General features: G+C 66.8%; 17 protein-coding genes. 13 read left to right on the top strand and 4 right to left on the bottom strand.

Features of this window, described 5'->3' with window-relative positions:
* Positions 1 to 1461 carry an NAD(P)H-hydrate dehydratase gene (locus C8E99_RS07865; protein ID WP_115931822.1) on the top strand — a complete coding sequence of 487 codons (1461 nt, stop codon included), beginning with the start codon at positions 1 to 3 and terminating at the stop codon, positions 1459 to 1461.
* A 114-nt stretch (positions 1462 to 1575) separates the two neighbouring features.
* Positions 1576 to 1722, top strand: a complete 147-nt coding sequence (locus C8E99_RS15885) for a hypothetical protein (RefSeq protein ID WP_170144557.1) — start codon at positions 1576 to 1578, stop codon at positions 1720 to 1722.
* Between the two features lie 76 nt (positions 1723 to 1798).
* Here C8E99_RS15885 and C8E99_RS07860 read toward each other — a convergent pair whose 3' ends face one another.
* Both C8E99_RS07860 and C8E99_RS15880 read right to left on the bottom strand, forming a co-directional pair.
* Positions 1799 to 2620, bottom strand: a complete 822-nt coding sequence (locus C8E99_RS07860) for an alpha/beta fold hydrolase (RefSeq protein ID WP_115931821.1) — start codon at positions 2618 to 2620, stop codon at positions 1799 to 1801.
* A gap of 138 nt (positions 2621 to 2758) precedes the next feature.
* The gene (locus tag C8E99_RS15880) at positions 2759 to 2899 is read right to left on the bottom strand and encodes a hypothetical protein (RefSeq protein WP_170144556.1); all 141 of its coding nucleotides are present in this window, start codon (positions 2897 to 2899) and stop codon (positions 2759 to 2761) included.
* Positions 2900 to 3117: 218 nt separating this feature from the next.
* On the opposite strand from C8E99_RS15880, the gene C8E99_RS07855 reads away from it, so the two are divergent.
* From C8E99_RS07855 to C8E99_RS07825, 7 genes are all read left to right on the top strand, one after another.
* Complete coding sequence (locus C8E99_RS07855) at positions 3118 to 3741, top strand: hypothetical protein (protein WP_115931820.1); 624 nt, start codon at positions 3118 to 3120, stop codon at positions 3739 to 3741.
* Positions 3742 to 3873: 132 nt separating this feature from the next.
* Positions 3874 to 4617, top strand: a complete 744-nt coding sequence (locus C8E99_RS07850; protein WP_115931819.1) for an ATP synthase subunit B family protein — start codon at positions 3874 to 3876, stop codon at positions 4615 to 4617.
* Positions 4614 to 5123 carry a phage holin family protein gene (locus C8E99_RS07845; RefSeq protein WP_425452872.1) on the top strand — a complete coding sequence of 170 codons (510 nt, stop codon included), beginning with the start codon at positions 4614 to 4616 and terminating at the stop codon, positions 5121 to 5123. The genes C8E99_RS07850 and C8E99_RS07845 overlap by 4 nt, the downstream gene beginning before the upstream one ends.
* Complete coding sequence (locus tag C8E99_RS07840) at positions 5120 to 5758, top strand: DUF3618 domain-containing protein (protein ID WP_115931818.1); 639 nt, start codon at positions 5120 to 5122, stop codon at positions 5756 to 5758. Before C8E99_RS07845 ends, C8E99_RS07840 begins: the two co-directional genes overlap by 4 nt.
* Before the next feature lie 161 nt (positions 5759 to 5919).
* The gene (locus C8E99_RS07835) at positions 5920 to 6189 is read left to right on the top strand and encodes a GlsB/YeaQ/YmgE family stress response membrane protein (protein WP_115931817.1); all 270 of its coding nucleotides are present in this window, start codon (positions 5920 to 5922) and stop codon (positions 6187 to 6189) included.
* Between the two features lie 210 nt (positions 6190 to 6399).
* On the top strand, positions 6400 to 7341 hold the full coding sequence (locus tag C8E99_RS07830) for an iron-containing redox enzyme family protein (RefSeq protein WP_115931816.1): 942 nt from the start codon (positions 6400 to 6402) through the stop codon (positions 7339 to 7341).
* Positions 7338 to 7562, top strand: coding sequence for a CDGSH iron-sulfur domain-containing protein (locus C8E99_RS07825; protein ID WP_115933320.1), 225 nt, complete (start codon positions 7338 to 7340; stop codon positions 7560 to 7562). Before C8E99_RS07830 ends, C8E99_RS07825 begins: the two co-directional genes overlap by 4 nt.
* A gap of 28 nt (positions 7563 to 7590) precedes the next feature.
* Here C8E99_RS07825 and C8E99_RS07820 read toward each other — a convergent pair whose 3' ends face one another.
* Complete coding sequence (locus C8E99_RS07820) at positions 7591 to 8058, bottom strand: DUF4383 domain-containing protein (RefSeq protein ID WP_115931815.1); 468 nt, start codon at positions 8056 to 8058, stop codon at positions 7591 to 7593.
* A gap of 192 nt (positions 8059 to 8250) precedes the next feature.
* Here C8E99_RS07820 and C8E99_RS07815 point away from each other — a divergent pair, with 192 nt between their 5' ends.
* The 4 genes from C8E99_RS07815 to C8E99_RS07800 all read left to right on the top strand — a co-directional run bounded on the left by C8E99_RS07815 (position 8251) and on the right by C8E99_RS07800 (position 12659).
* Positions 8251 to 8682: a universal stress protein gene (locus C8E99_RS07815; protein ID WP_115931814.1), complete on the top strand. Its 432-nt coding sequence runs from the start codon at positions 8251 to 8253 to the stop codon at positions 8680 to 8682.
* Positions 8683 to 8879: 197 nt separating this feature from the next.
* Positions 8880 to 9704, top strand: a complete 825-nt coding sequence (locus C8E99_RS07810) for a manganese catalase (RefSeq protein WP_245952165.1) — start codon at positions 8880 to 8882, stop codon at positions 9702 to 9704.
* Positions 9705 to 10094: 390 nt separating this feature from the next.
* A complete protein-coding gene (locus C8E99_RS07805; protein ID WP_115931812.1) occupies positions 10095 to 10925 on the top strand; it encodes a DUF2382 domain-containing protein in 831 nt (276 codons plus the stop codon).
* A 201-nt stretch (positions 10926 to 11126) separates the two neighbouring features.
* Positions 11127 to 12659 (top strand): class I SAM-dependent RNA methyltransferase, encoded by a 1533-nt coding sequence (locus C8E99_RS07800; RefSeq protein WP_115933319.1) that lies wholly within the window; start codon positions 11127 to 11129, stop codon positions 12657 to 12659.
* Here the strand turns inward: C8E99_RS07800 and C8E99_RS07795 are convergent.
* On the bottom strand, positions 12656 to 13387 hold the full coding sequence (locus C8E99_RS07795; protein ID WP_115931811.1) for a GAF and ANTAR domain-containing protein: 732 nt from the start codon (positions 13385 to 13387) through the stop codon (positions 12656 to 12658). The genes C8E99_RS07800 and C8E99_RS07795 overlap by 4 nt on opposite strands.
* Positions 13388 to 13461: the final 74 nt, after the last annotated feature.

The following is a 13461-nucleotide window of genomic DNA, read 5'->3' as shown; positions in this document are numbered from 1 at the left end:
GTGATCCACGCGTACACCGGTGATGCGGTGCGGGCGGCCGAAAGCCCAGTCTTGCGTGCCGGCCAGGGCGAAGCGCTCATGCGCCGCGCCGCGTGGAAGCTGGCTATAGGGGTGGTGCGCGAACTGCGTTCCCACGGGCCCGTGGCTGGCTCGACAGTGGCGGCACTGGTCGGTACTGGGAACAACGGCGGAGACGCCCTGTGGGCTCTCTCCTTCCTGCGCCGCCGCGGCGTGAATGCCGTGGCCGTACCGACCGGAGATCGGATGCACGAGGTCGGGCTGGACGCCTTGCGCCGCGCTGGTGGACGGGTGGCGGATCGGATTCCCGACGATGCTGTACTGCTGATCGACGGCGTCCTGGGCACCGGTGCACGCGGTGGCTGGGAACCGCCGCCGGTGCCGGCGGGGATCACCGTGGTGGCCTGCGACCTGCCTTCGGGGGTGGATGCGAACACCGGCGAGGTGGCCGGGGGAGTGATCCTGGCTGACCTGACCGTGACCTTCGGGGCTCTCAAAACCGGGCTGGTGGTCGGCGCCGGCGCCCATGCCGCCGGCCGGGTGGAACTGGTGGACATCGGCATCGAACCGTACCTGGGAGAACCAGACGTCTCCTCACTGGAGCGCGACGATGCGCTCGCGGTCTTCGCGCCGCCCGCCTGGGACGACCACAAGTACCGCCGCGGGGTACTCGGCGTGTGTGCGGGCTCGGAGCAGTACCCGGGAGCGGCGGTGCTGGTGTGCTCGTCCGCTCTGGCCTCCGGACTCGGCATGGTGCAGTACGCCGGACCACAGCGAGCGGCCAATCTGGTTTTGACGGCCCACCCCGAGGTGGTGGCCGGTTCGGGCGTGGAGGGGAAGGCCCAGGCCTGGGTCGCCGGACCGGGACTCGGGTCCGACGAGGATGCCCAGTCTCGGCTCGCCGAGGTCGTGGAAACCTGCGTGGACGGTGCTCTGCCGCTGGTCCTGGACGCTTCGGCGCTGGGGCTAGTGACCCTGGATCAGCTGTCTCGGCTGCGGAACGCCGGATGCGAGGTGGTGCTGACGCCCCACCAGGGGGAGTTGGTGAAACTCGTGGACCGGCTGGTGCCGGACATCGCCGACGGCTTCGCGGACCTGGCGAAAGCCGACCCGGTAGCCGCCGCGCGCCGCGCGGCCGAGGCACTGGCCGTCGTCGTGCTCCTCAAGGGATCCACAACCGTGAGTGCGGCGCCCGGCGGCAGGACGCTGGTGCAGAACGAGGGCGGGGCGGAGCTGGCGACCGCCGGCACCGGCGACTGCCTGGCCGGGCTGGTGGCGTCGGCCCTGGCCCGAAGCAGTCAGGGCGGGTCGGTCGCCACGCCAGAGAAGGCAGCTGCGGCCGCATGGCTGCACGGCACGGCTGGATCGAAGGCGGCCAGCGGCGGACCCTTCGGCGCATCGTCGGTGGCACGTGCCGTGCGTCACACCCTAACCGCTCGGTAGCTGGGAGTTCACCGGGCATGTACCCGCCCGCCCCGTTTCAGCTTGAATGAGGTGCACTGGGCGGTGATACGTTGCGGTGTCGCCTGAGACATAACTCGAGAGTGAGGGGTGCACATGTCTGAAGAACAGAAACGCATCAAATACCGAACCGAGTACGTCAAGCGAAAGCGGTTCTCCGCTCGTCAGCTGCAGATCGCGGCCATCATCCTCACCGTGGTCATCATCGCCGTCCTGCTCGGAGTGATCCTGACCGGCCAGTGATGCCGGCGCCCAGACGGCGATATCGACGACACGGGGCGGTGATCACCTCACCGCCCCGTAGTGCTGCCGTCAGTGGTCAGTGGCTGAGGAAGCCGAGCAGGGCGGCGTTGAACTCGTCCGGGTGGGAGACGTTTAGGCCGTGGGGCGCCCCGGGAATTACCACGAGCTCACTGTGGGGGATGGCCTGATGGGTGCGCTGGCCGGAACCTTCGAAGGACACCACGCCGTCGGCGTCGCCGTGGAGCACCAGCGTCGGCACGGAGACCTGCTCCAGGTCCTCACGGAAGTCCGTGGCACCGAAGGACGCCATGCATTCGAGGGCGGCGAGCTTGTTGGCCTGCAGACACAGGGCGATGGCCTCTTGGCGCTGTTCCTCGGTCACGCAGAGGGTGTCTCCGGCGCTGAAGAACTGTGTGGTGAAGCCGTCGAAGAACTTCTCCCGGTTGGCGGTCAGCTGTGCCGCCATGGCCGCCGCCTCGGTCTTCTTCAGCGGCCCCTCGGGGTTTCCGGAGGTGTGCAGCAGGTAGGGTGTCACGGCCGCGGCGAAGACGACAGAGCAGATGCGGTCGGTGCCGTGCTGCGCGAGGTAGCGGGCGACCTCACCGCCGCCCATGGAGAAGCCGACCAGGACGGCGTCGCGCAGGTCCAGGGCGTCGATCAGAGCGGACAAGTCTCCGGCCAGCGCGTCGTACGTGTAGGGGTGCTGTGGCTCCGACTGGCCGAACCCCCTGCGGTCATAGGTGATCACCCGGTGACCGGCCTCGGCGAGGGGCCCGACCTGGTCCTTCCAGGACTGGCCGTTCAGCGGCCAGCCGTGGACCAGGACCACCGGCCGCCCGGTGCCCCCGGTGTCCTCGTAGTGCAGTTCGTTTCCGTTGGCCCCCGTGATAGTTCCCATACGGTGGATCCTTTCGTGGAAGGGTGCGGGAGCCGGCGTCCCTGTCTCAGCGTCAGCCGCCGCTCATGACGTCACGACCAGGCCGGGCCACCCGAGGGGCGGTCCGGCCTGATCGACTGCGGGGGACCCCCGCGACGGTTACTTCTCGCCGCCCTGCTGATCCTTGTCCTTCTTGTCGTCGACGAAGTCCATGGCCTTGTCCTTGGCCTGGTCGACCTTCTCGGGGTTGTCCTGACCGTACTGCTTGGCCTTGTCAGCCGCGTCACTGATTCCCGACATGGCACTTCCTTCCCTCGTTCCGCACCGTGGCACCCGTTCCGATCGCCACGGCCTGACGCGTCCATGATGTGGTCTGGCATGCCCGGAGTCCACTCTGGGGCGATGCTGGTCCGCACCGCTCGCGAATGATTGCCTCCGGCGGGGTAGATGAGGAAACCTGAGCCCACGTTGGCGATTCGACCCCCACCTTGAGGGGCCCCAACCATGAGGAGCGCATCATGAGCACCGAGAATCCATCAGGATCCACCACACCCCGGGGGCGGCGAGATGACATCGTCACCGCGGAGAGGCAGAAGTTCGGCGGCATGAAGATCGGCGCGGCCTTCTTCGGCTGGCTGGCCGCCACCGGCATGGCAGTGCTGCTCGCCGCCGTGCTCTCAGCCATCGGCGTCGGTGTGGGTCTGGCGACGGGCACGGACGCCGGGCAGGCAACAGAGGAGGCCACCCAGTCACCCACGGCCGTAGGTATCACCGGTGCGGTCATCCTGGCCGTCATCCTGCTGATCTCCTACCTCAGCGGCGGCTACGTGGCCGGGCGGATGGCCCGCTTCGACGGCGCCAAGCAGGGCATCGCCGTCTGGTTGTGGGCGATCGTCATCACCATCATCCTGGCGGTCGTGGGCCTGGTGGCCGGCAGCCAGTTCGACCTCGTGGGCCAATTGGGCAGCCTGACCGGCATGCCCATCGAGGCAGAGGCCTTGACCACCGGCGGCATCATCGCCCTGGTCGTCGCCGTGCTGCTGGCGCTGGCCGGAGCAGTGCTGGGCGGCATCCTGGGCATGCGTTACCACCGGAAGGTGGACCAGTACGGGGCCGACCACCACCGCGGCGGAGACCGCTGACCGCTACCGCTCGGAACCGATGGCAACTGACCGTGGCGCAACCCTCGCCGGGGAACTGGCCACTCATTAGTCTCCCGCACTACAGGCCGTTTGGACTTCAGCGGCCATGGCCGTCTATCGGAAGGACACCCCATGACGCTGAACCCGGATCACCCCACAGAGCAGGGCGGCGGACCGCGGGACGCCGCACAACAGGAGGCCGGACGCCTGGGCTCGGAAGCCCAGAGCGCGGCCCGTGACGTGGCGGGCACCGCCCAGGAGGAGGCTGTCCACCTCAAGGACGAGACGATGACCCAGGTCAAGGACCTGGCGGATTCGGCCAAGCAGGAGGCCTCGTCCCAGTTGTCCACGCAGAAGGACCGTCTGGCCGCCCAGTCCCGCACCGTCTCGGACGACCTCGAGCGCATCTCCCGCGGGGAGAAGCCCGAATCGGACCTGGTGAACCAAGCGGTCTCGAAGCTGTCGGAACGGGCCCGCCATCTTACGGAGCAGCTGGAGTCCAAGGAGCCCATGGACCTGCTGGATGACGTCCGACGGTTCGCGGCCCGCCGCCCCGGGACGTTCCTGGCGATCGCGGCCGGCGTCGGGCTCGTGGCAGGCCGCCTCACCCGCGGAGTGAAGGATGCCCACGACGACGGCCAGCACGGCCAGCACGGTCAGCACGGTGGACAGTACGGTGACCGGACGAATCGGCCGCCGCTGCCCGGCCGGCCGGCCACTGGCCCCGCCCGGGACATTCCGCTCCCACCGGCGGAGCCACCGGTCGTGGTCGGACCTGACTTGAGCAGGGGCGCACCGGCCTCGGAAGGCCTGGCCACGCCCGCGGTGAACGATCCCTACGGCACCGGACGTCCCCCCTCGGGAGGCCGCCCGTGACCACCGATCCCCGCTATGACGGCGTGCCGACCGGCGGCGCGGCTGCCGGTGCCGCTGGGACGGGCCCGGCGGCCCCGGGTACCGGATCCACCCAGGCATCAGAACCCGAAGCTGAGTACCGGGCCCGGAAGGAGTCCCTGGGCGAGATGTTCGGGAGTTTCTCGGAGAACCTGAGCACGCTGGTGCGGCAGGAGATCCAGCTGGCCAAGGCCGAGGCGACCGAGGAGGCCAAGAAGGCCGGGAAGGGCGCCGGGATGTTCGCCGGAGCCGCCTGGGCTGCCTTCTTCGTGCTGCTGTTCCTGTCCACGGCACTGATGTGGGCGCTGGGCTCGCTGATGCACCTGGGCTGGGCGGCGTTGATCGTCGCCGTGCTCTGGGGTGTGGTGGCCGCCGTGCTCGCCCTGATGGGCAAGAAACACTTCGAACGCATCAAGGGTCTGCCGCAGACCCAACAGACGGTCCAGGAGATCCCCGCGACCCTGAACCCGGACAAGGAGACCCCATGAGCAACAATCCCGATGAGATCCGCGCCGACATCGAGCGCACCCGCCATGAGCTCAGTAATGACGTGGACGCCCTGGCCGAGAAAACCAACCCGACCAAGGCCGTCCACCGCCAAGGCGACCGTGTCCGTGAACGACTGAGCACCATGAAGGAATCCGTGATGGGTAGCCCCACCGACCCGTACTCGAACCAGCCGGGCTCCACCGGCCTTGCGGACCGTGCCCAGGCCGTGGCGGACGGCACGCAACACCGGGCGGAGGACGCCATGCATGCCGTGCAGGAAGCCCCGACGGCGGTCCGCCGCAGCACCCGCGGCAACCCGCTGGCGGCCGGGTTGATCGCGCTGGGCGCCGGCTGGCTGATCGGTTCCCTGATCCCGGCCTCCCGCCCGGAACAAGAGGCGGCGACCAAGGTCAAGGAGCAGGCCGGGCCTCTGGTGGACGAAGCCAAGTCCATGGCCCAGGACATGGGTGAGCACCTGAAGCCGCAGGCCCAGGAGGCGATGGATTCCGTCAAGGAGACCGCGGCCAGCGGAGCTGAGCACGTCAAGAGCGAGGGGCAGGACAAGGCGGGCCAGCTCAAGGACGAGTCCGCTCAGTCGGCGCAGAACGTCAAGGGAGCCGCCCAGGATTCCTGACCCTGCACCTCTGCTGACCGCCGCCCGGGATCTGACCGTCCTGGGCGGCGGTGGTCGGTTACCTCGGGGAGTATCGGGTAGTTTCGATATCCTGCCCGGCGCCGTTTTCTCGACATACCGGGGCAACAGCACATTCGGAACTTCTTGGGAAAGGACCCAGCATGATTGGATTCATCGTGGCAGGCCTCGTCATCGGCGCCTTAGCGCGCCTAGTCAAACCCGGCAAGCAGAACCTCGGCTTGCTCGCCACCCTCTTGTTGGGCTTGGCCGGTTCGGTCATCGGGGGCCTGGTGGCCAATCTGTTGGGCACGGGGGACATCTTCGAACTGAACATCTTGGGCTTCATCGTGGCCGTGGTCGCCGCAGTAGCCCTGATCGGCACTGCTGAAGGTCTGGCCGGACGTAACCGCTCCCGCAGTCGCTCCCACTGAGCGCATCCATCAACCATCCCTCTCAAGGCGGAATCACCCCCTCCAAAGAGGCGAATTTCGGTCCAGATTTCCGTATAGGTTAAACACCGAGGGCGCTCCAACGCTCTTCGAACCGACTTCCCGCAACCATACGTAGAGGACCAGGATGCCCCACCCCAGCTGCCGGCCTGTGGCTGTCCCGCCGATGTCGATCGGGATGGAGGGGGGATCATGCTGATGCCCGAGAGCCGCGGCTCGCTGAGCGAGGCTGTCTTCCGGGCCATGCGCACCGGTGAGACGTCGGGCTTGGCCGAGGCGCCGCCGTCGGACACCGCCGAGGACGCGCAGCTCACGCTGTGGGCGCTCTACGAGCAGCACTACCGCGGCTTCGAGGACGTGGCCGGGGAACTGGAATGGGACCCGCAGCTGATCGGCGTGCGGCGCGGCCTGGAGCAGGAGTTCGAGCGGACCCTGCGGGCCCGGATGCCCGAGGTGCCGGAACCGGAGGGGTTTGCGGAGAGGTTCTTCGACTTCGTGGCCGACCATGACGGCCCCTCATTGGCCGCCCATGTCCACCGGAAGGCCACCGAGGAGCAGGTGCGCGAGTTGCTGCGGCATCGCACCGTTTACCACCTGAAGGAGGCGGACCACACCACGTGGGTGATTCCCCGCCTGTCTGACCGGGTCAAGTCTGCCGTGATGGAGCTGCAGTTCGATGAGTACGGGGGAGGGGACCCGAACCTCCTGCACGCCCACCTGTTCGTCCGTGGCCTTCAGGACAGCGGCCTCAACTCCGAATACGGTGCCTACATCAACGAGGCGCCGCTGGAGGTCCTCGAAGAGAACAATGCGATGTCCCTGTTCGGGCTGAACCGCCGGCTCCGGGCCGCCTCGCTCGGGTTCCTGGCGGCATTCGAGGCCACCAGTTCCGGCCCCTCCCGACGGATGGCCCAGGGGCTGAAGCGCCTCGGGTTCCCGGAGTCCATGATCGAGTACTACACCGAGCATGTGGAAGCCGATGCGGTGCACGAGCAGCTGGCGGTGCGCACCATCTGCGGTGCCCTGTTGGAGGAGGAACCGGACCTGCATGACGACGTGTACCTCGGCGCCTTCTCAGCGCTGGACCTGGCGGACCGTTATGCCGAACGGATGCTGACGCAGTGGGCGGCATGAGCGGCACGAGCGGCACGGGGGAGCCCTCTGAGGACCACCCTGACGTGATCCTGTGTCCCGGCGGGCCGATGCTGCTGCGTGGTGATCACGTGGTGCAGGACGAGGATGGCAATGAGCACCACACCTGGCGTCCGGTCAGCGCCGTTTGCCGTTGTGGGGCCTCTGCGGTCAAGCCGTGGTGCGACGGCACGCACAAGGTCCTGCGCAAGCGCACCACCTGATCAGTAGCTGATCCGGAAGCGATGGGGATCAGGGATGACGACCTGTTGACCGGGAGGGAGCCCCGACAATGTGCTGCGTTCCGCGGGGCAAGAAGGACAAGGCGACCATGATCAGCGCCAGGCCCAGATGCAGCCAGTTGTCGGCATCGTTGAGTGGCACGAAGTTGGCCGGAGATTCGTGCCCGATGAACAGGCCGTAGAGCCAGAGCACGAAGTAGATGATGCCACCCCACAGCAGATACTGCCGGGCCGCCGTTCCCGTCCGTGCGAGCAGTAATCCGGCGATGCCGAAGAGCAAGTGGACGATGTTGTGCAGGATGGAGACCTGGAAGATCCCCATCAGCATGGCTTCGGAGTGGTGGCCGGCGAATTGCATGGTGTCGTAGCCGGTGGTGATCCCCGGGATGAACCCGGCGATGCCCACCAGGAGGAAGACGATGCCGAAGGCCAGCGCGGCCATCTGAACGGGGCTGCAGACGATCAGCCATACCTCCATGCTGACCCCGGGTTGGCGTCCACGTGAAGATCCACGGGGCCCGATGAATTGATGCGCGGAGAGGCCGTCTGATGCGCGCGGCTGCCCAGGGGCCGTGTTCCGCGGGCTGGCTGTATAGAGTGTCAGGCATCCGGCCTCCCCTGCCGAAGACCGCAGGCGCCGAGCCGGCAGAGTGCATCCATAGGAGTCGCCATGTCAGGAACAGTCATCGTCGGCGTTGACGGCAGTGAGACGTCGTTCAAGGCCGCGTCGCGAGCCGTCGCCATTGCAGCCGGCCTCGGGGCGGACCTGTCCGTTGTCACCGCGCATGCGAAGGACAATACCGAAGTGATCCGCAGCGGAGGAGACACCTTCATCCTCGACGACGCAGATCAGGCCCGGAAGCTCGCCGAGAGCATCGCCTCCAGGCTCCGCGAGGTGACGCCCGGAGCGACAGTCCACGCGATGGCGGTCAAAGGTAAACCGCAAGAGGTGCTCGTGGCCGAGGCTGCCCGCTCCGGAGCGCAGTTGATCGTCGTCGGCAACGTGGGCATGAAGGGCCTCGGCCGCGTCCTCGGCAGCGTCGCGAGCAGCGTCGCTCACTCCGCCTCCTGTGACGTCTACATCGTCAAAACCGCCCAGTAGCGTCGGATCAGAAGCCCTGAGGCACCCGCCGAGATTTCACGTCGCTGAACACTGGATCCGAGAGATGTGCCGCGCCTACTTTGGTCTCGCGTGCGGGCCTCGGCTCTCGCGACCAATTTCTCAACGGGAAGGTTCACGACTGTGTTCATTCATCAGCAGAAACTCAGTACAACTCCTCGCCAGAGAAGCCTGACGCCGTGGATGCGCGCAAGCTCCAGGAGGTGATCGGTGGCCAGTACGGGGAGATCACGGTGGCCATGCAGTACAGCTTCCAGGCGTGGAACAGCCATATCCCCGGGAAGTACCGGGATCTGTTGTTCAGCACCGCCGCGGAGGAGTTCGGGCACGTGGAGATGCTGGCCACGATGGTGGCCCAGCTGTTGGAGAAGGCACCGCTGGGGATCACCGAGGACGCCATCCAGGACGATCCGGCTGTCGCTGCGGTGATCGGCGGGACCGATATGCAGCAGGCCATTGTCTCCGGCGCGGGGGCTCGTCCGGTGGACAGTATGGGCAATCCGTGGACGGCGGGTTACGTCACTGCCAGTGGCAATCTGCTGGCGGACATGACGTCCAACGTCAATGCGGAGATGCAGGGCCGCACTCAGGTGGCCCGGCTGTATCACATGACCGATGATCCGGGCATCCGTGATCTGCTGTCCTTCCTGCTGGCCCGGGACACCATGCATCAGAACCAATGGGTCGCCGCCGTCCGGGAGCTGCAGGAAGACGGCTTGGAGGAGATGCCGGTGCCGAGCAACTTCCCGCAGTCGAAGGAGGCCTCGGAGCACGCCTATACCGCCTACAACTTCTCCGATGGTCAGGCGATGGACCAGGGCACCTGGGCCGCCGGCCCGGCGCCGGATGGCAAGGGCACCTTCGGCTACCAGCCGGAGCCCATGGCCGGCGTTCCGATGCCGCCGCCCACCCATCCGGACGCACGCTTCTACGGCACCACTGAACTGCCGAACACGGTGGAGAAGGCCGCCGGCACCGTCCAGGACAAACTCAACAAGGAGTAGGCAGACGATGCCCTGACTTAGACGGACTGAGTCCCTCAGTCACCTGCCTCGGAGGAAAGCTCGGGTGCCAGCTGGCCCGGGGCTTTCCTCGGTGACGGCCGCACAGCACCCGCCCCCGCCCCACCGACGCGCTGGTTCACCGCAGGCTGAGGGCTACTCCACCGCGCCTACTGTGGCTGTTTCTCGGCGCTTTAAATCACCGTTCCGCATTCATTGCTCCCGCACTGAGCCCTCGTTAGCTTGAACGCATGCCATCATCTTCGGCGGGTTTCGGGGGACTCGGCAGAAGGGGTGGCAGATGCAGGGCCTTCGCGGTCACCACGCGGGAAGAGCCCCGACTCCACCGGTGTGTGGACGCACGCCGGACGCTACAAGTCAGGAGAGCATGCCATGCAGGACTACAACACTGTCGAGCAACTTCAGGATGCCACCGTCTACGGCACTGACGGCGAGAAGATCGGTTCCGTCGGCCAGGTCTATCTCGATGACCGCACGAACCAGCCGACCTTCGTCACGGTGAAGACGGGACTCTTCGGAGCCAAGGAGACCTTTATTCCGATCTCGGAGGCCAGCCCGTCCCGGGACGGGCTGCAGGTTCCCTTCGACAAGGCGTTCGTCAAGGACGCCCCGAACGTTGACGCCGATGGGTCTCTGACTCCGCAGGAGGAACAGCGGATCTACGAGTACTACTCCATCGACTCTTCGGGCACCACTGCCGGCACCGGCCAGGGCACGGCGGCAGGCACCGGTCAGGGCACGGCGGCTGGAACTGTCCCCGGCGCCGGCCATGATGCTGGACGCGATACCCGGGCCGATGTCGACCGCGATGCCAGCGCTGACACCGAGTCCGTCACGGCCCGCAATGAGCAGCTCAATGTCGGCACCGAGGTCCGGGAGTCCGGCCGGGTGCGGTTGCGCAAGCACACCTACACCGACACTGAGACGGTGGAGGTTCCGGTGAGCCGGGAGGAGATCGTGGTGGAGCGGGAGCCGGTGGACCCGGACTCCGCTGAAGCGCGGCGGAAGACCGGTGACCAGGACGTGGAGGTCACCGCCCACGAAGAGGTCCCGGTGGTGGACAAGACGGCCACGGCAGAGAAGGTCACTGTGGACAAGACCCAGGTCCAGGACACCGAGCGGGTTTCCGGAACCGTGCAACACGAGGACATCGAGGTGGAGGGGGACGGCGCGGACACCAGCCGCCGCGATCGACGCGACTGATCTACCCGCTCCCTGACGTGCCGCGGCGCCCGAGCTCTCGAGGAATCCCACTCGTGGGCCGAGAGTTCGGGCTGCCGAGCACGATCCGTCCTGGTGGCTAGGCCGGTGACGAGTTATCCGTTAGCGTGACAGTTGGGTCTAGCAGTGGGCTCTTCCGTAACGACTCTCAGGAGAATCGTGGAGCAATCACTGCGTGCCCCCATGGCAGCCCCATCATTGACCGGACCGATCCCGGCCGGCGTCACCAGCGCTCCGCATCCCCGCCCGCGCTCGGCTCCTGATCTGGGCCAGCTGATTCTCAAGGTCGGGCCCATGGCCCATGGAGGGCACTGCGTTGCCCGTCATGAGGGCCGGCCGGTGTTCGTCCGCCACGCGATCCCCGGCGAGACCGTCGTGGCTGAACTCACCGCTGCCGATCCATCGGGCCAGTTCTGGCGGGCCGACACCGTCAAGGTGATTCGCGCGTCGGAATTCCGCCGTTTGAACCAGTGGAAGCTGGCCGACTCACTCCGGTCCTACCCGGCTGGCCGCCAGCCCGTGGGCGGCGCGGAGTACGGCCATATCGTTCTCGACTACCAGCGTCGGCTCAAAGCCCAGGTCTTCCGGGACACCATGGTCCGGCTGGGCCGGCAGACGGTCGAGGATGTGGAGGTCCTCGTCCACGGGATGCACGCTGACGAACCTGCAGGGCTGCACTGGCGTACCCGCACCACCTTCGCGGTGTCCCCGGGCGGCCGGTTGTCCATCCCCGTCCACAGCGGCCAGGACACCATACCGGTGAGCAACATCCCGCTGGCGGTCCAGGAGCTCAATGAGCTGCACCTGTGGGAGATCGACTTCTCCGGCGCAGCCAGCGTGAACGTCACCACGCCGGGCCACGGCCGCGAAGCCCTCATCATCATCACCCCGGTACTGGAGATCTCCGACTCACCAGAGACGTTGAAGAGCTATGCGAATGTCTGGCGGGGCCGGCTGTCGAAGCTTTCGAAGCAGGTCTCCGCCATGGTCGCCGTGCGCCGGAGTACCAGGACGATCCAGAAGACCCAGAGCCAGACGTCATCGAGCGGAACGGTGGAGAACCTGCAGTTGCGCGGCCGTTCCTGGGTGCAGGAGGACGTCAGCTCGGAGCGGTACGGCACCAAGGCCTTCCGGGTCACCGGTGAAGGGTACTGGCCGGTCCACCGAGACGCCGCGGCGACGCTCGTTGAGGCCGTCATGCAGGCCGCCGATGCCCAGGATGGCCAGGTGGTCGCGGACCTCTATTCCGGGGCGGGCCTGTTCTCGGCGTTTCTCGCCGACGCTGTCGGCCAGCACGGGGCAGTCCTCTCCGTCGAAGCCGATCCCAGCGCGATCCGCGACGCTCGCCTCAACCTGCAAGACGTCCCCCAAGCGACCGTGCTCGAAGGGAAGGCCGATGAGGTGCTGAGCCGCTGGTTGGATGCTCCGGTCACCGGATTCTCTCAAGGGGGACTCCAGAGCCGCCGCGTGGACACCGTGGTGATGCATCCGCCGCGGTCAGGTGCTGGGCGTGCGGTGCTCAGCCGTGTTCACGAGCTCAGTCCCGGCAAGATCGTCTACGTCTCGAGCGAGACGGCGGCGTTCGCCCAGGACACCCGCTGGCTCAATGAGCATGGGTGGAGCTTGGATGCCGTGCAGGTCTACGATCTGGCCCCGGACACGCACCGCATGACCTCCGTCGGCCTGTTCACCAGGCCTGGTGCCGGCAGCGCCTAACGGTCGAAGTGCGTCTCGGTCGGCGCCTGGCCTACCTGTCCAACCAGACTGGCGGCCAGGTCGCGGACCTTGATGTTGCGATGGCTGGAGACCTCGGTCAGGATCTTGAAGGCTTCATCCTGCGAGCACCGGTTCTGTCCCATGATGATGCCCACCGCCAGGTCGATGGACGTACGGGACCGCAGGGCCGCGTCCAGGTCCGACTGCGTCTCTTCGTGAGCTGCCAACCGCACCGCCAAGCGCAGACCCTTGGAGGCGATGCCGAGGATGCTCTCCATCTCGTGGCGCGAGAGGTCGTCATAACTCTGGTGATCGGAGAAGTAGATATTGAAGCAACCCGAGGCCTCACCGGCGAGGTCGAAGGGGAACGCCAGGATGGAACTGACTCCGGCTTCCGCTGCCAATGACGAGAAGGCGGGCCACTGCTCATCGGACGCGCAGTCCGGTATGTACTGTGGCACCACTTCGGCCGCCGCGGTCAGGCAGGGACCATCGCCCAACTCGTACTGTTTGATGTCCAGATCGTTGACCCAGTCCGCGCTCGAGGCCATAGTGGCCGCGCGCTTCTGGCGCAAGACCGTCACCGAACACCACAGAACGCCAGGATTCGTGGAGAGACCATCATGCAACGCTGTGGTGAACTCATCCAGGAACGCCTGCAAATCAGGGCTGTCGAGCAACAAGTCATAGAGCCACTCGTTCGTGGTGCCCTGCTCCGTCTCAGTCATACATACATGTTATCCCCGCCAGCGGTCGCGGACCGGCGCCAGATCAGCGGCAGATCAGCGGCAGATCAGCGGCG

The organism is Citricoccus muralis, assembly GCF_003386075.1.
Taxonomy (GTDB): Bacteria; Actinomycetota; Actinomycetes; order Actinomycetales; family Micrococcaceae; genus Citricoccus; species Citricoccus muralis.
Note: the sequence above shows the minus strand (reverse complement) of the source record. Positions and strands in the feature narration are given on the sequence as shown.